This is a genomic window from Croceivirga radicis (genome assembly GCF_002072105.2).
Taxonomy (GTDB): domain Bacteria; phylum Bacteroidota; class Bacteroidia; order Flavobacteriales; family Flavobacteriaceae; genus Croceivirga; species Croceivirga radicis.
Map to the genome: position 1 here is coordinate 1 of NZ_MTBC01000014.1, position 23,348 is coordinate 23,348.

Consider the following 23,348-nt stretch of genomic DNA (forward strand, 5'->3'; position numbering starts at 1 on the left):
GTTCAGACCGATGTTATCGTGACAGAAGGTGTGGGCGTTACCGCTACTTTTGATGTTACCCTTACTGGAACGTATGCTTCTGGTTTTGATGTGGATTTCTCTACCGCTTTTGGTACGGCTACCGCAACCGACTTTACACCGATAACCAATGGTACTATTTCCTTTGCGGGTACCGATGGTGAAGTACAACAAATCGTGGTGTCCATCTTGGATGATGCTATCATTGAACCGCAAGAAGCGTATACCGTTACCTTGAACAGCACTACCAATCCGTTGGTGCCTATAAACGATGCTACCGCTAATGGTATCATCAATGATGATGACGGCACAGGTACGGAAGGTCTGTCCATAATACAGACCGATGTTATCGTGACCGAAGGTGTCGGCGTTACCGCTACTTTTGATGTGACCTTGACTGGGGATTATGCATCTGGTTTTAATGTAGACTTTAGTACCGCTTTTGGTACGGCTACCGCAACTGACTTTACCCCTATCAACAACGGAACTATTTCCTTTGCGGGTACGGATGGCGAGGTTCAACAAATCGTTGTGTCCATCTTGGATGATGCTATTATCGAGGCCCAAGAAGCCTACACCGTTACCCTGAACAGCACTACCAATCCGTTAGTGCCTATAAACGATGCTACCGCCAATGGTATCATCAATGATGATGACAGTACGGGTACAGAAGGTCTATCCATAATACAGACCGATGTTATCGTGACCGAAGGTGTGGGCGTTACGGCTTCTTTTGATGTTACCCTTACTGGAACGTATGCTTCTGGTTTTGATGTGGATTTCTCTACCGCTTTTGGTACGGCTACCGCAACTGACTTTACCCCTATCACCAACGGAACTATTTCTTTTGCGGGTACGGATGGTGAGGTGCAGCAAATCGTGGTGTCCATCTTGGATGATGCTATCATTGAACCGCAAGAAGCGTATACCGTTATCTTGAACAGCACTACCAATCCGTTAGTGCCCATAAACGATGCTACCGCCAATGGTATCATCAATGATGATGACAGTACGGGTACGGAAGGTCTTTCTATCGTACAAACCGATGTTATCGTGACCGAAGGGATGGGCGTGACCGCTACTTTTGATGTTACCCTTACTGGAACGTATGCTTCTGGTTTTGATGTGGACTTTAGTACAGCTTTTGGTACGGCCACCGCGACCGACTTTACCCCTATCACCAATGGAACAATTTCTTTTGCGGGTACGGATGGTGAAGTACAACAAATCGTGGTGTCCATCTTGGACGATGCTATTATCGAGACCCAAGAAGCGTATACCGTTACCTTGAACAGCACTACCAATCCGTTGGTGCCTATAAACGATGCTACCGCAAATGGTATCATCAATGATGATGACGGCACGGGTACGGAAGGTCTATCCGTAATACAGACCGATGTTATCGTGACCGAAGGTGTGGGCGTTACGGCTACTTTTGATGTGACCCTTACCGGTACGTATGCTTCTGGTTTCGATGTGGATTTCTCTACCGCTTTCGGTACGGCTACCGCAACCGACTTTACCCCTATCACCAATGGTACTATTTCCTTTGCGGCTACGGATGGTGAGGTCCAACAGATTGTTGTGTCCATCTTGGACGATGCCATTATCGAGCCACAAGAGGCCTTTACCGTAACTCTGAACAGCACTACCAATCCGTTAGTGCCTATCAACGATGCTACCGCCAATGGTATCATCAATGATGATGACAGTACGGGTACAGAGGGGCTTTCTATTGTTCAGACCGATGTTATCGTAACTGAAGGTATGGGCGTTACCGCTACTTTTGATGTAACCTTGACTGGGGATTATGCATCTGGTTTTGATGTAGACTTTAGTACCGCTTTTGTTACGGCCACCGCGACCGACTTTACGCCTATCACTAATGGAACTATCACCTTTGCGGGTAATGATGGCGAGGTACAGCAAATCGTGGTGTCCATCTTGGATGATGCTATTATCGAGGCCCAAGAAACCTACACCGTTACCTTGAACAGCACTACCAATCCGCTGGTACCCATCAACGATGCTACCGCCAATGGTATCATCAATGATGATGACGGCACGGGTACAGAGGGTCTTTCTATCGTACAAACCGATGTTATCGTGACCGAAGGTGTCGGCGTTACCGCTACTTTTGATGTAACCCTTACCGGTACGTATGCTTCTGGTTTCGACGTGGATTTCTCTACCACTTTTGGTACGGCTACCGCAACTGACTTTACCCCTATCACCAACGGAACTATTTCTTTTGCGGGTACGGATGGGGAAGTACAGCAAATCGTGGTGTCCATCTTGGACGATAATATCATTGAACCGCAAGAAGCGTATACCGTTACCTTGAACAGCACTACCAATCCGTTGGTGCCCATAAACGATGCTACCGCTAATGGTATCATCAATGATGATGACAGCACAGGCACCGAAGGTCTTTCTATCGTACAAACCGATGTCATCGTGACCGAAGGTGTGGGCGTTACGGCTTCTTTTGATGTGACCTTAACTGGGGATTATGCCTCTGGTTTTGATGTGGATTTCTCTACCGCTTTTGGTACAGCTACCGCAACCGACTTTACCCCTATCACCAATGGAACAATTTCCTTTACGGGTACAGATGGCGAGGTACAGCAAATCGTGGTGTCCATCTTGGACGATAATATCATTGAACCGCAAGAAGCGTATACCGTTACCTTGAACAGCACTACCAATCCGTTAGTGCCCATAAACGATGCTACCGCTAATGGTATCATCAATGATGATGATAATATTCCTGGAACTACCGGATTATTTATCAATGATATCACCGTTAATGAAACAGACGGCACAGCTACCTTAGCAATTACTTTAGTAGGTACGGTTCAAGATTCGTTTACTGTAGACTTTAGCACTTCAGACAATACAGCAACCGCTAGTGAGGATTATACAACAACAGCAAACACCCTAACCTTTGTTGGGAATGAAGTTGACCCAATCACCATAACAATACCTATCCTAAATGATGTATTATTAGAAGAGGAAGAAGATTTCCAAGTGGTTTTATCCAACTTAAGCACAACAGTAATTCAAATTAACAAGGCAATAGGAATTGTAACTATTATTGATGATGAATACGATACGGATGGTGACAACGTACCAGATATAACAGATTTAGACGATGATAATGATGGTATTTTGGATGCTAACGAGGGAGACGGTGCTACAGACACCGACAATGATGGCTACCCGGATAGCAGAGACATTGACTCGGATAACGATGGTATTCCAGACAACGTAGAAGCACAAACCACTGATGGTTATGTACCACCGACAGGTAATGATTCTGATAACGATGGTTTGGATGATGCTTACGATACCAATGATGAAGGGCTTATCCCTGTAGACACCGATGGTGATGGTTCGCAAGATGTCATTGACCTAGATTCTGATAACGATACTGTTCCGGATAATAACGAAGGGAACGATTTTAATAACGATGGCCAACCAGATTGGACCTTTACGGGTACCGATACCGATGGTGATGGCTTGGATGACGGTTACGAAGGCAGTGATGTAAACGATGGCTTTGATGTGAACGATGAGATTGACAACCCTGCCAACGATTTACCCAATACGGACAACCAAGACGATGTAAACTATCGTGATGTAGATGATGATGGCGATGGTATCCCTACCATGGACGAAGATGCGGACAATGATGGCGACCCAACCAATGATGATACCGATGGGGATGGCATTCCAGATTACCTAGACCCAACAGATACAGATGGCGACGGTGTTCCTGATTACGTAGATTTAGACGATGATAATGATGGGATCCTAGATGCTAACGAGGGAGACGGTGCTACAGACACCGACAATGATGGCTATCCAGATAGCAGAGACATCGACTCGGATAACGATGGTATTCCAGACAACGTAGAAGCACAAACCACCGATGGCTATGTGCCACCAACAGGTAATGATTCTGACAATGATGGTTTGGATGATGCTTACGACACCAATGATGAAGGACTTATCCCTGTAGACACCGATGGTGATGGGGCCCAAGATGTCATCGACCTAGATTCTGATAACGATACCGTTCCAGATAATAACGAGGGGAATGATTTTAATAACGATGGTCAACCGGATTGGACCTTTACGGGTACCGATACCGATGGTGATGGGTTGGATGACGGTTACGAAGGTAGCGATGTAAACGATGGCTTTGATGTGAACGATGAGATTGACGACCCTGCAAACGATTTGCCAAACACGGACAATCAAGACGATGTAAACTATCGTGACCTAGATGATGATGGTGACGGTATCCCAACCATGGATGAAGATGCGGACAACGATGGCGACCCAACCAATGATGATACTGATGGTGACGGCATTCCGGATTACCTAGACCTAATGGATGATAGATTTATGGACCCGGATTTTGAGGACATGACCATCATCTGTGGAGAAGAAGTACCTGCCATACCAGAATTAGGAGATATTGGCGGTTGCAGTACCCCTGTGGTTAACTTTACAGAAGAAATTGTTAGGGTGGCAGACACCGATGATTACATGATTGAACGCAGGTGGGAAGTTGCTGATGACTGTGGCAACACAGCAACATTTACGCAGACCATTTTTGTAATGCAGCCACAATTAGAAGAAGTTTATATTGATGTTTGTGTAGAAGATGAGGCTGTGGACCTTATCAATTATTTACCACAGGGCTTTGATACCAACGGAATCTTTACCGTAGTAGAAGGCGAAGTGGTTTTAGAAGGCTCGCTATTTAATCCTGCTAATTTAGCATTGGGAGAATATAAAATAATGTACGCATCAGATGGTGGTGATTGCAAGTATTATGTAGATTTTATAATTACCACAAACAATGATTGTGTGCCTTGTACTAGAGACCAAATAGAGGTTTCTAAAGCCGTAACACCAAATGGTGATGCTATTAATGATGTATTCGAAATCAAAGGAACCGAGTACTGTGGGTATACTTTTGATGTTCTCATCTTTAACAGGTGGGGAGATAAGGTATACGAGTCAAGAAACTACCTAAACGATTGGGGAGGCACATCGCCAAACAACGCTTATGGCAGTAGAGGAACCGTACCTGCAGGAACGTATTACTACCTCATCAAAATAAATGAACAACCAGAAATGCAACCCATCAACGGTTACATTTACGTTGGCACAGAATAAAACATACAACTTGGAATCAGCACCTTATAACGATGTTTCTGACAAAGAACGAAAATAGAATCAATTAATCGGTGTAATTGGTTATTCGTTTTAAGATGCTGTTTCTTTGTTCACGCATTACCCCAAACCAAACAGATTAAAGAACTAACAACTAGTGTTATGAATACCATTTTTAAGGGTATAACTGTATTGAGCCTGCTCTTCTTTTCTAATATAAAAGGACAGCAGTTACCACAATTTACACAATACATGTTCAACACAACCTCTATTAACCCTGCCTACGCAGGAAGTAGGGAAAGTCTAAGTTTTACGGCATTGCATCGTAACCAATGGGCAGGCTTGGATGGTAATCCCAGAACGAGTACTTTTTCACTGCATACACCAATGCGCAATGAAAAAGTAGCATTGGGATTATCTTATATTAATGACCATTTGGGCGACCAGAGCACACAGTTTATTTACGGTAATTTTTCGTACACTATACCAATATCCTGGGAGGCCAAACTTTCGTTTGGTTTAAATGGTGGTTTCACTAAATACGATTTATCAAATCCTGATGTAAACGACCCCTTCTTTAATCAGAATTTTAATGTTTGGGACCCTAATTTTGGTGCGGGCATGTACCTAACTACCAACAGATGGTATGTTGGTTTTTCTGCCCCTAGAATTTTAAATACAGATGTAAACGAAGGAGAGTTTGAAGCTTTAGAACGAAACAGCTACTACGGCATTGCCGGTTTAGTCCTAGACCTGTCTTTAGATATAAAATTTAGACCTTCTGTAATTACAAAATTTACAAATGGCGCTCCTGCCTCCTATGATGTTACCTCTAGTTTTTTGTTCTATGAAAAATTCTGGCTAGGTGCATCTTATCGCTTTAACGATGCCTCTAACTTTGGAGCTTTTGCAGATTATCAAATCAGTAAAAATTTGAGATTAGGCTATGCCTATGATTTACCAACCTCCCTCACCAGACCCTACACTGGTGGTACACACGAGGTGATTTTAATATTTGAACCCAAACTAAATAAGAAGGAAGATTTATACCGTTCCCCAAGATACTTTTAAGATGAATGTTACCAAGCACCTACTTAGCTTGCTACTATTCGTAGCCTGCTTCACCAGCGTAAACGCACAACATCCACTACAACGCAAAGCAGATAAATATTTTGGCACGTTTTCTTATGCCAAAGCCATTCCTTTATACGAAGAAATGGTTACCGAAGGTATAGACCCGGAACATGCGCAAAAAAGGTTGGCAGAATGCTATTTGTTGCAAAGAGACTACGAAAAATCGATACCCTATTTTGAAAGGTTTATTCATAAATCTGGTATCTCTAGCAACCATTACTTTAAATATGGTATGGCACTTAAAAGTGTGGGTAGGGAAAAAGAAGCTGTAGAATGGTTAAAGCTTTATAAAAAAACAAACAAGAATGATAGGTTAATAGACCGCTTTTTAAAAGATGGTAATCTAGCGTCTGTTGTTTTTAACAGTAGAGAACGCTATGATATTCAACCTGTAAAATACAATAGTCAGTTTAACGATTTCGGCGCTATCAAATTCGGGAATACCATTTATTTTAGTAGTAGTCGCCCAGATTCTAAAGACGAACGTTTGTATGATTGGGACAACCAACCTTGGTTAGACATCTTTTTTATAGAAGAAGGTGGTGCTTTTGAACGTATGACGGAATACATTCCCCAGCGAATCAAAGGAGACATCAATTCTAAGTACCATGAAAGTTCTGTAGTATTCTCTACAGACTATAAAAACGATACCATAGCCTACTTTACACGAAACAATTATTTTGAAGACAAGGAAGGTTTCTATGTAAAAAAAATTAAAGACAAGAACTTAGTTCAAAAACAAAACAATCTAAAAATATTTATCGCCGAAAAAAACGGCGAAGAATGGCATGTAGCCAAAAACCTAAAAATAAATGCAGACCACTACTCCACCGGTCATCCATCTGTCAACGAGAACAGGACAAAGTTATACTTTGCATCAGACAGGCCAGGAGGCTACGGCGGTACGGATATCTATTATTGTGATATACATCCTAGAGGTGGAGTTGGTCAACCCATTAACGCAGGTCCAATAATCAATACAGCAGGTGATGAGATGTTCCCCTTTATCAATAATGAAGGTAAACTTTTCTTTGCCTCTGATGGACATGTGGGCTTCGGAATGCTAGACATTTTTGCTACCGTTACCGATGAAGATGGTGTAGTAACGGACGTTATTAACCTAGGCAAACCAGTGAACAGCGAAAAAGATGATTTTGCCTTCTTCTCAAATGAGGATGGTACGGAAGGTTACATTAGTTCTAACAGAGAAGGTGGTGAAGGTGGTGACGATATTTATAAGTTCGATTTTACGCCTTCGCTTTATGTAGATGGATTTGTATACGATGCGGTAAATGGCAATCCACTAGATTCTGTGGTGGTAAAACTTACGGATATCAACACAGGTAATTTCATCAAACAAGTAAAAACAGATGGCCGTGGTTACTACCGTATGTTCGTAAATCGTGGCACCAAATATAAATTGGTCCTTAATCGCATTACCCACCCGGAAAAAAAGGTTACCCTTAACCTGACCAATTTACCCAACAAGCAGAAAAAAGTTCAAAAGGATGTGTATTTAGAACCTGTGTTAGATGTAAAGATATTAGCAGGCCTGGACAAGATTTACTTTGATTTTGACAAATCTTACATACGCCCAGACGCGGCCAAAGAATTGGACAAAGTGGTAAAATTGATGGTAGAAACCTATCCATATATGACTATTAAGCTAGAATCACATACAGACGGCGTTGGTAGTCATGAATATAATGACAAACTATCTGAGGCTAGGGCAAAAGCCACCTATGAGTATTTGGTAGCTAATGGAGTGCCTGCCGAACGCATACTGTCCTACAAGGGCTATGGAAAAAGACAACCGGTAAATGATTGTAAAACAAAATGGGACTGTCCACCAGAAATTTTAGAGCTCAATAGAAGGTCTGAGTTCCCAATAATCAACATTTTTAAGCCAGACCATCTTAAGGCCTTAGATCCAACAACGCCAGATAAAAAATCAAAAACCAAATAAAAAAAAGCCTCTTAATAGAGGCTTTTTTTTATTCTTTTATGACCACTTTTCGTTTTACTACCTCTTTAATCGGGAGTACTATTTTACCTTCATCCGTTTTAAGGGTAATAGACATATTGTCTATGGCTTCTATAACGCCTTGTTCTTTACCAATAATTATCTGGTCACCTACCATATAGGTTTTTCTGGCGTAGAACATTTTAAGAACATCTGCAAAGACCTCTCTAGAACCCAAACCAAAGCCTAAAGCTGCAGCAGCTAAAAAAGCTCCTAAGATCAAAGTGAAATTACTGGTAATAATATCGGTCTGTATTCCAGCCTGATTTAATGCGGTTATCGACACAAAAAAGGCGATAAGATAAAAAAGAGTATTACTTATAAATTTTGAACCGCCAACACCCATGGAATCAAACAAGGCCAATGTTGCTTTTTTAACCGTAGATGCTATATAAAGACCCGCAGCCAAGATTAACAGGGCGCTAAATAATGTTGGTAAATAAGCAAAAATGGCCACAATACCATCAGAAACTGCTTGTAGCCCTAAAACTTCTGAAATGACCGTGGCAAACATTAAAATCAACAAAACCTTAACCAATCCAAGTATGATTTTTGCCAAATCCACATTTACCTCTTTATCTCCAAAAAATTTAGCCTCGGTAACTTTTTGCGAAAGCGCATCTATCTTGGCGGCTTTTAATACTTTTCTTAAAATGAACATAATTACCTTGACCATAAGCCAAGCAAAAATGAGCCCCAAAATACCCAGTACTATCTTAGGTAAAAGTTGTACCGCACTGGAGAAAATATCTGATAAACTATCTTCTAGAACTTTTTTATATTTTTCCATGAGTGTTGTTTAATAGTTGATTGGTTTATTTTCTTTTGTTTGACTTAAGCATTCCGGAAATAACGGAAGAATAGTTACTGGTAACCAAAACCGCCATGTCCAGAATTAATTTGGCAATGGCAATATCGTTCATCACCTTTTTCCGCATATCTGGAGGCACCTCCTTAAGATTGCGGTTAAGCTGCTGAAATGGATTTGTAGTGTCTGCCATTTAACCTAAGTTATTATAAATTTCTAAAAGCTTTGCCTTGGATCGTTTTAAACGCATCTTTACCGCACTCTCGCCAATCGCCAAAACATCACATAATTCTTTAATAGAAGCCCCATCTTGATATTTCAATAGCAATATAGATTTTTCCTCAGGGCTAATTATTTCTAGAGCCTTAGCTAATTTGCTCGCTTTTAGCTCATATATACTTTCATCAGAGACATCTTCATGTGCCAATTTATACTCGGTGTTATCAACCGGCACGGATTGGTCGCTCATCTTACGTTGTTTGTCTCGGTTTACATAGTTTACACAAAAATTATAGGTAAAGGAGTATAACCAAGTAGAAAATTTAGACTTTCCTTTAAAGGACGCCAATTTTACGAACAACATTAAAAACACGTCCTGTGTCAAGTCTTCCGCTTCATCTTCAGACCGTGCAAACCCATAGCATTTGTTGTACACTAATTTCACATAACGGTCATATAATATGCCAAATAATAGTGTATCATTCTTTGCTACAATTTTAGCCACCAATTCTTCATCGCTTAAATCTTTAAACGCCTCACCCTTGCCAAAACTATTTTTGGTTTGGTTTATAAGTATAAGAAACAGACGTTTAAGAAAAGTCACTCGTATTCATTTGAAAATAAGCGGCAATATACTCAAAACAGGGTATCTTTAACAAAAACAAATCTAGAATGAGAACAGCCAAACTATTTTTAGCCGTAATTCTACTTGCCCTTTCTGCAGCTTGCAAAAACAAATCAGAAAAGACTACCACAGAAAAAGCGGAGGAAACCGAAGTAATAGCAACACCTACCATACCAGAAAAAATTGCTTATGCACATGGTTTTGAAAACTGGAAAAATGTAAAAAATATCGCTTTTACCTTTAATGTTGATAGAGGGAAAAACCATTACCAAAGACATTGGATATGGAACACAAAAAATAATACCGTAACGCACATAAACGCGGAAGATACCTTAACGTACAATAGAAGCAAGATGGACAGTTTGGCCTACAAAACCAATGGCGGTTTTGTGAATGATAAATTTTGGCTTTTGGCACCGTACAATCTGGTTTGGGACGCAGCTAACTATGCGTATACCATTAAAGAACAAGATACGGCCCCTGTTAGTAAAAAATTAATGAAAAAATTGACCATAGTGTATGGTTCCGAAGGAGGTTATACGCCTGGAGATGCTTATGATTTTTATTTTGAGGACGATTATCTGATTAAGGAATGGACATTTAGAAAAGCAAACACAAAAGAACCCAGCATGAGTACCACTTGGGAAAACTACTTGGATATAGCTGGCCTTAAAATTGCCCAAGACCACAAAGGAACAGATAAAGATTTTAAATTATACTTTGATGGCATAGCTATTGATGCCAATTAAGCATGAAAATACGATTAACTATTATTTGCATACTGGCAATTTGCAGCTTATTTGGACAAACCCAAAAACTGGGTTTGGTTTTTGATCAAACAAACAAGAAACCAATTGAGTTTGTAGCTGTTTATACCAATGACGATCATACGCTAACAAATTCCGAAGGAAAGTACTTTGTAAACACCTTTGCAGATAGCATAACATTTTCACTTATTGGCTATGAGAAAATCCAACATTCTGCCGCCCAGATTCCGGACACGGTATATTTAAAAAGCAAAACCTTTGAGCTAGAAGGGGTAACCGTAAGTAATCTAAAAACCCTATGGCAAAAAATGAAAGATTCTTTGTTTCAGAACTATCGTTTTGAGCCGTATCAAGAAGAGTTTTTTCTAAGAAGCACTTTAAAACAGGATGGCACACTAGTTAGGCTACAGGATATAGCCGGCAACCTAAAACGCAAGACACTACTATATACCGGTAACCTAGAACATACCAATAAGGATTATGAAATACAGATAAATCAAATGCGTAAAGTTGGGATAGTTAAAGACACCCATAATATTTACTTTAAATTTCCTACATTTTTTGGCATACTTTCAACCTTTGCAAGATTAAATGTATCTCAGGGACCATTTAATTTTAAAGCGATACCCTTTGAAAATGGTGCCAAAATTAGATATGAATTTGAAAGTCAAAACAAAGATACCCTTGTGGTAAATGGCTATTATATTTTTAACATGGATAACCATGCCATGGAAAAATTTGTGCTAGATCAAAAAATTAACTTAGCAAATAACCGTGTTCCTTTTGCACAGCACAAATGGTTACGCTACCGCACCCAAGAACATTACGTAGAAGTTATTTTTTCTAAGAAAAGTAACAATAAGCCCTATAGTATTGACAGGGCAAAATTTAGACAGGTAGTACTATGCACGGATGAAGAACGCACCTTTGAAACGAATTATGAATCTGAATTTATTTTGACCAACCATAATCCCTTCAACAGCTTACCGTTTAAGAAAAATGCCAACGCCACTAAAGATATTTTCAAACTAAAAAAACCTTACGACCCTAATTTTTGGAATAAACAAAGAACCCTATTGTTAACCACTGAAATGGAAAATTTTATTATTAAAATGGGTAATGAAGCAAAAGAATTTAAAGTGAAATCGAACTTTTAACTATTTACTTCTAGGCTTATAAATAGAAATAAGTAGAACCAAACAAGCGGATAGTAATAAAACCACAAAACTTAGTTTTAGATTAAATGTTTCCGCTAGATAACCTAGAATTACTGGGCCAGACAAAAACCCAAAATATCCAGACCCTGCTATAAAGGCAACACCTTGAGAAGATTGCACACCTTTTATTTTGCCTCCAATTCTAAACAACTCCGGTACCATAGCCGAAAATCCAAGACCAGATAACCCAAACCCAAATATGGCCAAATACGTATTGGCCGTGAGCACACTTAAAAAGCCTATAATGGCCAAAGTGGCGCCTATGAATAATAGTTTATAAGACCCTACTTTTTCACTAATCCCATCGCCCAAAAACCTACCCAAGGTCATGGTTATAGAAAAAGCTAAAAACCCTGCACCAATTAAATAAGTAGGTGCAAGCGTTATTTCTTGTAAATATAAACCGCTCCAATCTACTATGGCACCTTCACTAGCCATACTTATAAAACCAACCAAGCCCAATAACAGTAGTGGTTTAAAAACTTGTAAAGAGAAACCATTTGTAGGTTCTACTGTTGCCTTTTTATTCTGATATTCTTTTTTAAACCGCCAATTAACCAACAAAACCAAAACAACACTGCCCAACATATGAAGAAAAGGATTGGATATTACAGTAATTAAAAAGCTACCCAAACCTACTAGAATACCGCCAAGGCTAAAAAAACCATGAGCTGCCGACATAATGGTTACTTGGTCTTCTTTTTCTACTTCGGTAACCAAAGTGTTCATAGCAATATCTGTAAACCCATTGGCCGCACCAAAAAAAAACAATGCCGTGCAGAGCAAAATATAATTGGGTACCAGCAAGGGAAATAACGCAAAAATACTGCTGCTTAATACCCCCAACCAAGTTGCTCTACCTACGCCAAAATAATTGACTAATTTGGAAGCAACAGGAAAAACACTAAAAACGCCCAAAGAAAGAAAGAATAAAGCAAAACCCAAATCACCTTTGTCAATACCTAATTTCTCTTTTACAGTAGGTATATAAATAGCCCAAGTACCAAACCAAACGTTTAGACTAGCAAATACCAAGGCTGGAGCAAGGTATTTTCTATTACCCAGTATTAGTAATAAGGATTTCATACTGAGAAATTATCTTTAACGCTGTAATCCTCTTTTTAATATTTCGCCAAAACGAAACATATCCTCGTAAGAGCAATAAAAAGGTGTGGGAGCCAGTCTAATCACATTAGGCTCTCTCCAATCCGTTATTACACCTTCTTCCATTAGATAATCAAAAATAGCCCTACCCTCACCATGTAAAAAAACCGAAAGTTGGCATCCACGAGCCTCGGGAGTTATAATCTCAAAAGTACTTTCTACCTGCTTATCCACTTCGTTTAGAATAAACTCCAAATATGCTGTTAGCGTTTTTTGTTTGTTCAACAAAGCATCCATGCCTACTTCTTCAAACAACTGAAGAGAAGCCAAATAGGGTGCCAATGATAGAACCGGAGGGTTACTTACCTGCCAGGCATCTGCAGTTGCAATTGGATCAAATTCTGGTTCCATTAAAAAGCGTGTTTCCTTTTTATTACCCCACCAACCTTCAAACCTTGGAATAGCCTTGGTATTTAAATACTTTTCGTTCACAAAAATTCCAGATGCATTGCCAGGGCCACTGTTCATATACTTATAACTGCACCACGCAGCAAAGTCTACATTCCAATCGTGCAGGTGTAATGCCACATTGCCCACCGCGTGGGCCAGATCCCAACCTACAAATGCACCTGCTTTTTTACCTGCGGCGGTAATCTTTTCCATTTCAAAGACCTGTCCATTGTAGTAATTAACTCCGCCAATAAGTACCAATGCCAGTTCGTCCCCTACCTCATCAATTTTAGCTAAAACATCTTCCGTACGCCAAAAGTGCTCTCCGTCTCGCTTTTTTACCTCAACTATGGCATCTTTTGGATCAAGACCATGAAAACGCACCTGACTTTGAAGTAAATATTGGTCTGAGGGGAACGCTTTTTCTTCGCACAAAATTTTAAAACGTTTCTTATTGGGCCTGTAAAAAGAGACCAATAGAAAATGCAGGTTTACGGTTAAGGTATTCATCACCGAAACTTCTTCTGGTTTGGCACCTACTACTTTTGCCAAAGGTTTAGCCAAACGTTCATGATAGTCCCACCAGGGCTTTTCTGCATAAAAATGTCCTTCTACCGCCAACTGTGCCCAGTCTTTCATAACATCGTCTACATAATCCGTAGCTATCTTTGGTTGCAAGCCCAAAGAATTACCGGTAAAATAGATAACGTCTTTTCCATTTACTTGTGGGTAATTAAACTTTTGCCGATACCCTTTTAGGGCGTCATGTTTATCTAAACTTTGAGCAAATTCTAACGTATTTTTAAACTGCATAATTTATTTTTCTAAGCGTAATCTCATTTCGTTAATATGGCTTTTAAAACCACTTTTTTCATATGCCTTTATTGCGGGAGTGTTGTCTTGGTAAACGGTTAATCTAACCTCTTCCAAGCCTTGTTTTTTAGCCCATTGTGTAAGTACGGCAACAATCTTGGCGTTTATACCCTGCCCCCTAACCTCTGGTACGGTATACATAAAACCTAAAAAAGCATAAGTATCATGGTCTAGGTAATGTCTGGCCTTTTTAATTAAAGCATAGCCAGATGCCACTAATTGACCATCCTTTTCTGCAACTACAACTTTTACATCTTGGCTTTTTATATATGCTTCCAAATTGTAATACGATATTGGATCTGGTCTTATTGTTGGGTCGAATGGACGCTCTGCTCTTATTATCTCTTGTTCAAACTCTTTTAAAGTCTTTAAATCTTCTAACCGAGCGTCTCTAAGAATAACATTTTCCATTGCCTAAAATTAACCCTTATTTGGCTAATTTTGCCAAAACCGAAACATGCATTTCCTATCACCATTATTGGAAAATTATATTGCAGCTAATTCTGCACCAGAACCTGAAGTATTACAAGAGTTAAGAAGAGAAACGCATCTTAAAGTAATACAACCCAGAATGCTAACCGGCCACTATCAGGGAAGGGTTCTAAGCCTATTATCTAAATTAATTGCACCAAAAAACATATTAGAAATTGGTACGTACACAGGTTACTCTGCAATTTGTTTAGCCGAAGGTTTACAGGCCAACGGCCTCTTACACACTATTGATATAAACGAAGAATTAAACGAAATACAGCATAAGTATTACATCAAGAGTGGAAATGCATCAAAAATAACCCAACACATTGGCGATGCATTGGATATTATACCACATTTAGATGGTCCTTTCGATTTAGTCTTTATTGACGCCGAAAAGAAGCAATATGACAATTATTTTGAAGCGGTATTAAAAAAATGTAGACCCGGCAGTGTTATACTTTCAGACAATGTACTTTGGTCTGGCAAGGTGGTAGAGCCGCTACAAAAATCTGATAAAGCCACCACGGCACTTTTAGCCTATAATAAAAAGTTGGCCACTGATAAACGGGTAGAAACGGTTTTATTATCTATTAGAGATGGCCTTACGCTGAGCCGAGTTAAGTAAAGCGTTGTGTACAATGTAGAACAACCATCCAGAAAAAGCACCTACCAATGCACCAACCATAATATCTATGGGAAAGTGTACCCCTACAAATATTCTACTTAAACAAAAAAGTATGGGCCAGATAAAAAACAAAACTGCCCAATTATAAAACTTTTTAAGAAATAAAAAGACCAAGGTTGTTATTGCAAAAGAGCTAGAGGCATGACCACTAAAAAAACTAAAGTCAGAAGGAGAGCGTAGTATTCTAATCAGCGTATTTATTTGCTCATCATTATTTGGACGTAACCTAGCAACAGTTTCCTTGGTTAAATCTGTTATAGTAGTAATAAACAACACCAATAACAAAACCGTACCGGTTTTAAGGAGCGCCTCTTTTTTATCGTACTTTAAAAACATTAAGACAAAAAAGAATAGAAACAATGGAATCCAAGTTTTAATATCGGTTACAGTAGACCAAAAACCATCGTACTCATCTACCCCAAGGCCGTTAAGGTAAACAAACGTATCTCTGTCCCATTGTAGTATTTTTTCTAACATAGGCTTATCTACCGGTCCTTTTTATTGACCCTGTAACTTCTTCTACGTTCTTTTTTACTTCGTCTATTTCTTTTTTTATGTCTTTGGTAAAATCTTGGTCCATACCATGATTCTCCGCACTTTTCTGAATTTCGCGCTTAATATCGTCCGTAGCATCCCGTAGCTGGCGCATTCCTTTGCCCAGCCCCTTTGCAATCCCCGGAATTTTATCGGCTCCAAATACCATTACCACAATAAACATGATAAAGAATATTTCCGCGCCGCTTATAAATAACATATGCATGGTACAAATATAAAGAGAACAAGGTTTCTATAAATAAAAAGGCCCAATGAAAATATTGGGCCTTTTGTTAATTTTGGTTACAGAGGGCTTACTCTCCTCTTACCTTTTCTTTGAATTGGTCAAAGTCTGATTTTTCATCCTTCATTGGCCAAGCGTTATTGGTAGTATCTATATCCGCAGTTTCTGCCTTTGGATCTACCACAATACCTACCAATTCTTTTTGGGTAGACATTACGCGCTTAACTTCCTTATCGTTCTTTCTCCAGATTTCTGGCGGATAGGTAACATTTTCTTTAGTACCGTCTGCATAGATATACTCTACAATTAATGGCATTGGAATACCACCTGGCTTGGTAAAGGTTACTTCATAAAAATATTTAGGTTCTTTTACCTTAGCACGCTCTTCTGCCGTCATGTTATCCATCATAAACTCTTTTAAAGTTTTAGAAGACTCAGAAGGCGCCTTACCCTTCATAGCATCGGTATAGTCTGCACTACCTTCTTCTACCAAATATACCAATGGTGGCAAATCAGATTCGGTAATGTTTCTAGCGGCCATATACTCTTTCATTTGCGTAGTAACATCACCACTAACATAGTATTTCTTCACTTCTCCTACACCTATATCTACATAATCTGTAGTGTAGAACCATCCTCTCCAGAACCAATCTAAATCTACTGCAGAAGCGTCTTCCATTGTTCTAAAGAAATCTTCTGGAGTTGGGTGTTTAAACATCCAACGTTGTGCATAGGTCTTAAAAGCATGATCAAATAGCTCTTTACCCATCACCGTTTCCCTTAAGATGTTTAGGGCTGTTGCTGGCTTACCATAGGCATTGGCACCAAGTTGGTAAACGTTTTCTGGGTTAGACATAATTGGTGCAATATAGCTTTGGTCTCCTGCCATGTAAGGAACTATCTTTTCTGGCGCCCCTCTTCTAGATGGGTAATTCTCGTTTGGTGCTACATCTTCTGGATAGTTTTTACCATACTCCTGTTCTGTTAAGTACTGCATAAAGGTATCTAGACCTTCGTCCATCCATCCCCATTGGCGCTCGTCAGAATTAACGATCATTGGAAAAAAGTTGTGCCCTACTTCATGTATAATTACACTGATCATTCCGTATTTGGTCCTATCGGAATACGTACCATCTTCATTTGGCCTACCGTAGTTCCAACAAATCATAGGGTATTCCATACCTTGGTTTTTGGCATGAACGGAAATTGCTTTGTGGTACGGGTAATCAAACGTGTGCTTAGAATACGTATGCAACGTTTGCACAACAGCCTTTGTAGAAAAATCTTCCCAAAGTGGATTTCCCTCTTTTGGATACATGGATACTGCCATTACATCTTTACCACCTACCTTAACGGCCTGCATGTCCCAGATGAATTTTCTAGAAGTAGCAAATCCAAAATCACGCACCATTTTACCTGGTTCTGTTTTAAAAGACCACGTTTTTGTTTTTTCTGCAAAGCCTTTTTCTTTTGCTTCTACCTCTTCTTGGGTAACGATTACAACTGGTTTATCGTATGATTTTTTGGCTTGGTTGTAGCGCTTCATCATCTCTTTGGTAAAAACATCTTTTCTATTTTGTAGCACACCAGTTGCATCTACAACGTGATCTTCTGGCACGGTAATGTTTACTTCGTAGTTACCAAATGGCAATGCAAACTCACCACTACCCCAGAATTGATGGTTTTGCCAACCTTCTACATCTGAGTATACCGCCATTCTTGGAAAGAACTGGGCTATTACATAGGCACGGTTTCCATCTTTGGGAAAATACTCATATCCAGAACGCGCACGGTTTACCGTGTGATCCGGAATGTTGTACCACCACTTAATGCTAAAACTAATTTGCTCACCACTCTTCAAGGCTTGCGGTATGTTAACGCGCATCATGGTTTGGTTAATGGTATAAGATAATGGCTTACCATTGGCATCTTTTACCCATTCAATATTGAAACCACCGTCAAAAGGTTCGGTAACAAACGTTTCGGCAAAATTACCCGCGGTATAAGCAAAATTTACACCGTTACCGTTACGTAAAGGCGATTTAGAATCTTTTGCTCTTACGTTTTGGTCTAGTTGCACCCAAAGAAACTCCAAATTGTCTGGAGAATTATTGGTGTACGTAATGGTTTCTTCGCCATAAATTTTAGCGTTCTTGTCATCTAATGTAATGTCCATTTTATAGTCTGCCTGTTGTTGGTAGTAGGCAGGACCAGGAGCACCAGATGCTGAACGGTAAGAATTAGGAGTGGAAAACTCCTCATAAAGTTGTTTAAATCGGCTTTGGTTGTAATGGCCGGGTTCACGCTCTTGCTTTGCCTCTTGTTCTTGCGCCAGGGCTACACCTGCAAACAAAAACATTAGGCTTGCAAAACCATACTTGAGTTTATTCATTTCTTGTCAGTTTTAAGTTTGAAAAATACCATTTTTTAAGCAGTACGTTAGAAGACATCAGAGTTTTAACATTCCTTTAATATCTGATTTTATAAGCACAAAACTCTTTTTATTTCCGTTCCATTTCACATGAACAAGATTCTTTTGCTCATCGTACAAGTCCGTTAGTATTTCATTGGTTACCGTTAAATTTTCATGACCTTCTAAAGTTACATTGGGCACCTCTAAATAGCAGATTACCACATCGGCATCGTATTTTTTACCAATGAACGTAAAAGGTTTTACTTCTCCATCTAGCTCAAAAGACACTTTGGTCTTTAAGTATTTTTCTATGTAGGCATCTGCAACTTTTGCTTCGTTCTTGGTAGCCAACTTAGTTGCCACGCCGTAACGGGCCATCATTAAATCGTCCAAATCATCAATGAAAATCCGTGTTGTAATTTGCAACGCTTTTGCTTCTTTTGCATAATTTACGTTGGTAACACTTACATAAAATTTGTGCGCAAAAGACATCCCGCCAATCGCAACAAACAATAACAGGGGTAACCTTATTTTTTTTATTAATTTCTTCATTCTACTAAATTAGCTACGTTACACCATACAAGCTTTATTCCAAACCATTGTTTTCTCTATACAATTTACTTTTACGTTGCATGTAGGCCCACAGTTTTAACTGATCCTTATTTGCCACTATTTGCTGAAACAACGGATCTACCTCGCAGAAATACATAAAGTCGTTAACGCGCGCTTTGGGTATTTTAAATTGATGTTCAAATATACTATCTACATAAAGTTGTTGTACTCGTTGCGTACGGCGGTACTGTTCATCTATGGCAACCCGCTCCTTTAAACGTTTTGTTCTACCACTGATCCAATTTAGAATTGGATTTAGCGGTATGCCGGCACCACCAGAGGTAGCTTCGTACAACAACCGTTTACTTTGAGAAGGCAAGGGTTTACCGGCATTTGGCAGCCCCAAACTGGAAGCGGACACCTCTTTTTGCACTTGTATGCGATTAAGGTCTGCAGCAATATCACCGCTTAGTCCATAAGGTTGTACCACTACTTCTTTTAACTCGTTTACAAAGGGTTCCATGGTAATGGTAACAAAAGAACTATTGAGCAAAACCGCATTCACGGGAATTATTTTACGCTGTAGTTGTACGGCAGAAAAAACAAGTGTATCGTTAACGGAAACGGCTATAGAAAAATTACCATCAAAATCTGTAATAGTAGCTTTTTGGGTAGTGAGGTTTTGTATGGTAACCCCGGTAACATCCTCCCCAGCCGCAGCAACCTTTCCTTTTAAAGACTTTTGCTGTCCATAAGCGTTACCTAAACAGAAAAACAGGAATAAACTAGCGCTTATCCAACTCGTTCTTAAAGTTTTTGCTCTGGGTAACCAAAAAGTCGATAAGCTGAAATTCATTCTCTTTCTTTAACAAGGAGCGACTAGGCACTTTTTCATCACAATACACCAAAAAAGCATTGATGTTTTCTTGTTGCAGACCTAGGTCTACCACAAAAAATTCATCATCATAAACCTGCCTTAACACCTCGCTCATTTTAAAGTTAGGCACTTCGCCAGTAGTTTGGTCTTTAGCGCTAAAGATGGCTTTAAATATGTTTACAAAATTCAGGCCATCTTTCATGCCACGTTCGGTTTGGGACTGGGCAATATTTTCTACCTCCGTGGTACGATCAATATCATAACTAAACTCTTTAAACTTTTCGTTCTTAACCGCTAAAAATTTAGATTGGTTCTCTGGCCCTACTACCACCTCATCTAGCTCGGTCACCTTTTCTTCTACCTCTACCACCAAACGTTTGTTTTCTAAAATAGCTTGGGTAATATCTACCACTCGTAACTGGTAGTTTACAGCGGTAAAGACCAACTGGTCTCCCTCTTTTACCTCTATCATAAACCTACCATCTTCGTCCGTAATGGTAGCCTTTTGGCTGTTGGTGTTAATTACGTTCTCGTTAACTACGTTACTACCCCTATACAACACTTGCCCACGCAACCATTGCCGGTCTTGTGCCAACCCAACCGTGGTGGTCAATACTACTAAAACAACTAAGAGGTAATTTTTGAACATAACTAATTTTTACTGGTTAAAGAAAACCTATTGTCCCATTATTTAAAAACAACAGGCCACTAAACTTTTGTTAATTCTACTAAGTTACGGCTTTGGAAACAGATATAATAGCTAGCACAAGCTTGTAATTTAACCCACAGCAATGCATTTAAACGGATAAAATTAGGAGGATATCTGTAGAAAGTTATTTTTGTTGTTTGGCATTTTAGAACACCCAAACTATGAAAATCCCATTTGTTGCAACAGCAGTTTTATGCTTAACCGCGTTTGGCCTACAGGCCCAGGTTAAAATTGGTAACAATCCGCAAAATTTAGATAATGCTTCTGTATTGGAATTGGAAAGCACCTCTAGGGCATTGGTCATTACCCGTGTAACTACCGCCCAGATGAATGTGATTTTTCCCTTAAAAGGCGCGTTGATTTACAACACGGATGAGGACTGCGTTTTTCATTATGATGGCAACCAGTGGCAAAATCTGTGTAACGAAGAAAATACGACCAACGTTAGTTTGGAGCTGGTAGATTCTGAACTAATCTTAACGGACAGCGATGGTAATACCGTAACCGTTTCTTTAGCCGGTGGTATTAACCAAAGTTTTAGTGCCGATGCCATTGAAAATTTTAATGAGACCATTACCATTACCCAAACCGGCGACAATTATAATTTTGAAGTAAAAGAAATTACCGGTGATCAGATTGTAGACGGTACGGTAAACGGGGTAGACTTGCAAAACGGCTCCGTAACCCAAATAAAACTTGCGCCGAATTCTGTTGGTGTTTTGCAAATGCAAGATAATGCCATAACGGATAATGAGATAGATTACAACGAAGTAACCCTCTTGGATTTTGATAATGATGCCGGCTACATTACCAATGCCAATATTATAAGCCCAGATGCTAACAATGCGCTAAGCAATAGCAATGGGGCTTTTTATGACGATACGTCCTTAAACGATGCTATTACTACCAATGAAAATGCCATTAACACCAATACGGGCAACATAAGCACCAATACTGCGGATATTGGAGCCAATACCGCAGCCATTACTACAAATAGTACTGCTGTTAGCAACCTACAAGCAGATGTTAATCAAAATGAAGCAGATGCCGACGCCGCTATTGCAGCCGTACAGGCAGACGTAGACCAAAATGAAGCAGATGCCGATGCGGCCATTGCCTTGAAAGAAGATGCGGCAAATAAAAGCGACAATATTGCTCTTGGAACGTCAAATGTTTTGTTCCCTACCCAAAATGCGGTAAAAACGTATGTGGATAATGTTGCAGGTGGTGTTAATACGGATGAACAGCAAATAGATTTGTTTGATATTAATGCAAACCAACTAAGACTTTCTTTAGATAATGACGGAGAAGCCCCACAAACAGTGGACCTTACACCATATTTGGATGACCAAAATGCTGCAGAAGTAAGCGTTAATCCTACTACAGACCTTACCAGTACTAATGTACAGGCCGCTTTAGAAGAATTACAAGGTGATATCAATGGACTTACCGCTGCAGGGGGCGCAGACGGAAATGATTTCACTACAGGGGGAACTGTAACAGGAGAAAATTTGACCCTGACCATTCCTAATCAAACAAATCCAATAATTGATTTATCCACCTTTGCACTTGATAGTGATTTAACAACGGCTATTGCAGCCATAAATGAAGTACCTGATGATACTGGTTCTACCAGCGGGGATGTACTCACAACAAATGGTTCAGGGGTTTACTCTTGGCAAACAATCGCCGCTGGTGCTGATGGAAATGATTTTATTTCCGCAGGTAGTTTGAATGTGGAAAATCTAGAATTAACAGGTTCAGGCGCTGCTGGTGCTACTATTAATTTATCAGCTTTTGCTCTAGACAGTGACTTAACTTCTGCTATTGCTGCAATTGATCAAGTTCCTGATGACACTGGATCAGCAAACGGGGATGTTTTAATAACCGATGGTTCGGGCGGATATTCTTGGCAAACTCTAGTATCAGGAGGAACTACAGAAGAGGCTGATGGTGTAACCATTACTGGTATGGGCACAAATGCTGACCCCTTTACCATTGGTTCAATTACAAATACCAATATTTCCAACACAAATGGAACGAACGGGCAATATTTAAGAATAGACCCTGGAACTGGCAATGTAATTTGGGACAATTTACCAACGGGAACAGGCGGGGCCGTTACTTCCGATGGAACAACAGTGACTGGGGACGGTGTCGCAACCGCATTAAGTGTTGGCACTATAACCGACGCAAATATTACCGATGTAGCTTACGGTAAAATAACTGGATTCCCTGCAGACCTTGCGGATGGGGATAATGACACACAATACACTGCTGGTACTGGATTAATTTTAACCGGAACTGAGTTCGCCGTGGACGGAAGCACAATTCTAGCTGATTGGAGTAACATTCAGAACATACCTATAAATCTTGATTTGGACAGTACCGATGATTTTGATGGAACTTGGACTTGATTAACTGGAGTTCCT

19 protein-coding genes are annotated in these 23,348 nt (G+C 39.7%); 7 read left to right on the top strand and 12 right to left on the bottom strand.

From position 1 onward, the window contains the following. The 3 genes from BUL40_RS15405 to BUL40_RS15415 all read left to right on the top strand — a co-directional run. The coding region (locus BUL40_RS15405) for a Calx-beta domain-containing protein (RefSeq protein WP_141239684.1) at positions 1-5,211 on the top strand (5,211 nt) is incomplete at its 5' end. Positions 5,212-5,370: 159 nt separating this feature from the next. After that, a complete protein-coding gene (locus tag BUL40_RS15410) occupies positions 5,371-6,279 on the top strand; it encodes a PorP/SprF family type IX secretion system membrane protein (protein WP_010519035.1) in 909 nt (302 codons plus the stop codon). 1 nt (position 6,280) lies between these two features. After that, a complete protein-coding gene (locus BUL40_RS15415) occupies positions 6,281-8,308 on the top strand; it encodes an OmpA family protein (RefSeq protein WP_080319965.1) in 2,028 nt (675 codons plus the stop codon). 28 nt (positions 8,309-8,336) lie between these two features. Here the strand turns inward: BUL40_RS15415 and BUL40_RS15420 are convergent, their stop codons facing one another. Genes BUL40_RS15420 through BUL40_RS15430 form a run of 3 tightly spaced genes read right to left on the bottom strand, consistent with a single transcriptional unit; the run spans position 8,337 to position 9,996 of the window. Further along, the gene (locus BUL40_RS15420) at positions 8,337-9,155 is read right to left on the bottom strand and encodes a mechanosensitive ion channel family protein (protein ID WP_080319966.1); all 819 of its coding nucleotides are present in this window, start codon (positions 9,153-9,155) and stop codon (positions 8,337-8,339) included. 25 nt (positions 9,156-9,180) lie between these two features. Next, positions 9,181-9,366, bottom strand: a complete 186-nt coding sequence (locus BUL40_RS15425; RefSeq protein ID WP_010519213.1) for a hypothetical protein — start codon at positions 9,364-9,366, stop codon at positions 9,181-9,183. After that, complete coding sequence (locus tag BUL40_RS15430) at positions 9,367-9,996, bottom strand: RNA polymerase sigma factor (RefSeq protein ID WP_244901890.1); 630 nt, start codon at positions 9,994-9,996, stop codon at positions 9,367-9,369. Between the two features lie 68 nt (positions 9,997-10,064). On the opposite strand from BUL40_RS15430, the gene BUL40_RS15435 reads away from it, so the two are divergent. Continuing rightward, positions 10,065-10,766 carry a hypothetical protein gene (locus BUL40_RS15435; RefSeq protein ID WP_080319967.1) on the top strand — a complete coding sequence of 234 codons (702 nt, stop codon included), beginning with the start codon at positions 10,065-10,067 and terminating at the stop codon, positions 10,764-10,766. Positions 10,767-10,768: 2 nt separating this feature from the next. Next, positions 10,769-11,941 carry a hypothetical protein gene (locus BUL40_RS15440; RefSeq protein ID WP_080319968.1) on the top strand — a complete coding sequence of 391 codons (1,173 nt, stop codon included), beginning with the start codon at positions 10,769-10,771 and terminating at the stop codon, positions 11,939-11,941. On the opposite strand, the gene BUL40_RS15445 is transcribed toward BUL40_RS15440, so the two are convergent. The 3 genes from BUL40_RS15445 to BUL40_RS15455 are packed head-to-tail and all read right to left on the bottom strand — an operon-like array spanning position 11,942 to position 14,839. Next, on the bottom strand, positions 11,942-13,087 hold the full coding sequence (locus BUL40_RS15445) for an MFS transporter (RefSeq protein WP_080319969.1): 1,146 nt from the start codon (positions 13,085-13,087) through the stop codon (positions 11,942-11,944). Positions 13,088-13,102: 15 nt separating this feature from the next. Continuing rightward, positions 13,103-14,368 (bottom strand): kynureninase, encoded by a 1,266-nt coding sequence (kynU, locus tag BUL40_RS15450; RefSeq protein WP_080319970.1) that lies wholly within the window; start codon positions 14,366-14,368, stop codon positions 13,103-13,105. A 3-nt stretch (positions 14,369-14,371) separates the two neighbouring features. Next, the gene (locus BUL40_RS15455) at positions 14,372-14,839 is read right to left on the bottom strand and encodes a GNAT family N-acetyltransferase (RefSeq protein ID WP_080319971.1); all 468 of its coding nucleotides are present in this window, start codon (positions 14,837-14,839) and stop codon (positions 14,372-14,374) included. 46 nt (positions 14,840-14,885) lie between these two features. Between BUL40_RS15455 and BUL40_RS15460 the strand changes: the two genes are divergently transcribed. After that, positions 14,886-15,527 carry an O-methyltransferase gene (locus tag BUL40_RS15460; RefSeq protein WP_080319972.1) on the top strand — a complete coding sequence of 214 codons (642 nt, stop codon included), beginning with the start codon at positions 14,886-14,888 and terminating at the stop codon, positions 15,525-15,527. Here BUL40_RS15460 and BUL40_RS15465 read toward each other — a convergent pair. From BUL40_RS15465 to BUL40_RS15490, 6 genes are all read right to left on the bottom strand, one after another. Then, a complete protein-coding gene (locus tag BUL40_RS15465) occupies positions 15,486-16,064 on the bottom strand; it encodes a phosphatase PAP2 family protein (protein ID WP_080319973.1) in 579 nt (192 codons plus the stop codon). The genes BUL40_RS15460 and BUL40_RS15465 overlap by 42 nt on opposite strands. A 4-nt stretch (positions 16,065-16,068) precedes the next feature. Next, the gene (locus BUL40_RS15470; RefSeq protein ID WP_010519204.1) at positions 16,069-16,347 is read right to left on the bottom strand and encodes a Sec-independent protein translocase subunit TatA/TatB; all 279 of its coding nucleotides are present in this window, start codon (positions 16,345-16,347) and stop codon (positions 16,069-16,071) included. Between the two features lie 88 nt (positions 16,348-16,435). Further along, complete coding sequence (locus BUL40_RS15475; RefSeq protein ID WP_080319974.1) at positions 16,436-18,757, bottom strand: M1 family metallopeptidase; 2,322 nt, start codon at positions 18,755-18,757, stop codon at positions 16,436-16,438. Between the two features lie 57 nt (positions 18,758-18,814). Further along, the gene (locus BUL40_RS15480) at positions 18,815-19,330 is read right to left on the bottom strand and encodes a DUF6702 family protein (RefSeq protein WP_080319975.1); all 516 of its coding nucleotides are present in this window, start codon (positions 19,328-19,330) and stop codon (positions 18,815-18,817) included. 34 nt (positions 19,331-19,364) lie between these two features. Continuing rightward, positions 19,365-20,186: a carboxypeptidase-like regulatory domain-containing protein gene (locus BUL40_RS15485; protein WP_080319976.1), complete on the bottom strand. Its 822-nt coding sequence runs from the start codon at positions 20,184-20,186 to the stop codon at positions 19,365-19,367. Next, complete coding sequence (locus BUL40_RS15490) at positions 20,116-20,856, bottom strand: carboxypeptidase-like regulatory domain-containing protein (protein ID WP_080319977.1); 741 nt, start codon at positions 20,854-20,856, stop codon at positions 20,116-20,118. The genes BUL40_RS15485 and BUL40_RS15490 overlap by 71 nt, the downstream gene beginning before the upstream one ends. A 221-nt stretch (positions 20,857-21,077) precedes the next feature. Between BUL40_RS15490 and BUL40_RS15495 the strand changes: the two genes are divergently transcribed. Further along, positions 21,078-23,333 carry a beta strand repeat-containing protein gene (locus BUL40_RS15495; protein ID WP_080319978.1) on the top strand — a complete coding sequence of 752 codons (2,256 nt, stop codon included), beginning with the start codon at positions 21,078-21,080 and terminating at the stop codon, positions 23,331-23,333. Positions 23,334-23,348: the final 15 nt, after the last annotated feature.

Bases quoted from the DNA above. Each gene is read 5' to 3' on its own strand.
- BUL40_RS15445 (WP_080319969.1), bottom strand. From the start codon at position 13,087: ATGAAATCCTTATTACTAATACTGGGTAATAGAAAATACCTTGCTCCA.
- BUL40_RS15455 (WP_080319971.1), bottom strand. From the start codon at position 14,839: ATGGAAAATGTTATTCTTAGAGACGCTCGGTTAGAAGATTTAAAGACT.
- BUL40_RS15440 (WP_080319968.1), top strand. From the start codon at position 10,769: ATGAAAATACGATTAACTATTATTTGCATACTGGCAATTTGCAGCTTA.
- BUL40_RS15490 (WP_080319977.1), bottom strand. From the start codon at position 20,856: ATGTTCAAAAATTACCTCTTAGTTGTTTTAGTAGTATTGACCACCACG.
- BUL40_RS15415 (WP_080319965.1), top strand. From the start codon at position 6,281: ATGAATGTTACCAAGCACCTACTTAGCTTGCTACTATTCGTAGCCTGC.
- BUL40_RS15425 (WP_010519213.1), bottom strand. From the start codon at position 9,366: ATGGCAGACACTACAAATCCATTTCAGCAGCTTAACCGCAATCTTAAG.
- BUL40_RS15420 (WP_080319966.1), bottom strand. From the start codon at position 9,155: ATGGAAAAATATAAAAAAGTTCTAGAAGATAGTTTATCAGATATTTTC.
- BUL40_RS15480 (WP_080319975.1), bottom strand. From the start codon at position 19,330: ATGAAGAAATTAATAAAAAAAATAAGGTTACCCCTGTTATTGTTTGTT.
- BUL40_RS15475 (WP_080319974.1), bottom strand. From the start codon at position 18,757: ATGAATAAACTCAAGTATGGTTTTGCAAGCCTAATGTTTTTGTTTGCA.
- BUL40_RS15460 (WP_080319972.1), top strand. From the start codon at position 14,886: ATGCATTTCCTATCACCATTATTGGAAAATTATATTGCAGCTAATTCT.
- BUL40_RS15495 (WP_080319978.1), top strand. From the start codon at position 21,078: ATGAAAATCCCATTTGTTGCAACAGCAGTTTTATGCTTAACCGCGTTT.
- kynU (WP_080319970.1), bottom strand. From the start codon at position 14,368: ATGCAGTTTAAAAATACGTTAGAATTTGCTCAAAGTTTAGATAAACAT.
- BUL40_RS15485 (WP_080319976.1), bottom strand. From the start codon at position 20,186: ATGAATTTCAGCTTATCGACTTTTTGGTTACCCAGAGCAAAAACTTTA.
- BUL40_RS15465 (WP_080319973.1), bottom strand. From the start codon at position 16,064: ATGTTAGAAAAAATACTACAATGGGACAGAGATACGTTTGTTTACCTT.
- BUL40_RS15410 (WP_010519035.1), top strand. From the start codon at position 5,371: ATGAATACCATTTTTAAGGGTATAACTGTATTGAGCCTGCTCTTCTTT.
- BUL40_RS15435 (WP_080319967.1), top strand. From the start codon at position 10,065: ATGAGAACAGCCAAACTATTTTTAGCCGTAATTCTACTTGCCCTTTCT.
- BUL40_RS15470 (WP_010519204.1), bottom strand. From the start codon at position 16,347: ATGCATATGTTATTTATAAGCGGCGCGGAAATATTCTTTATCATGTTT.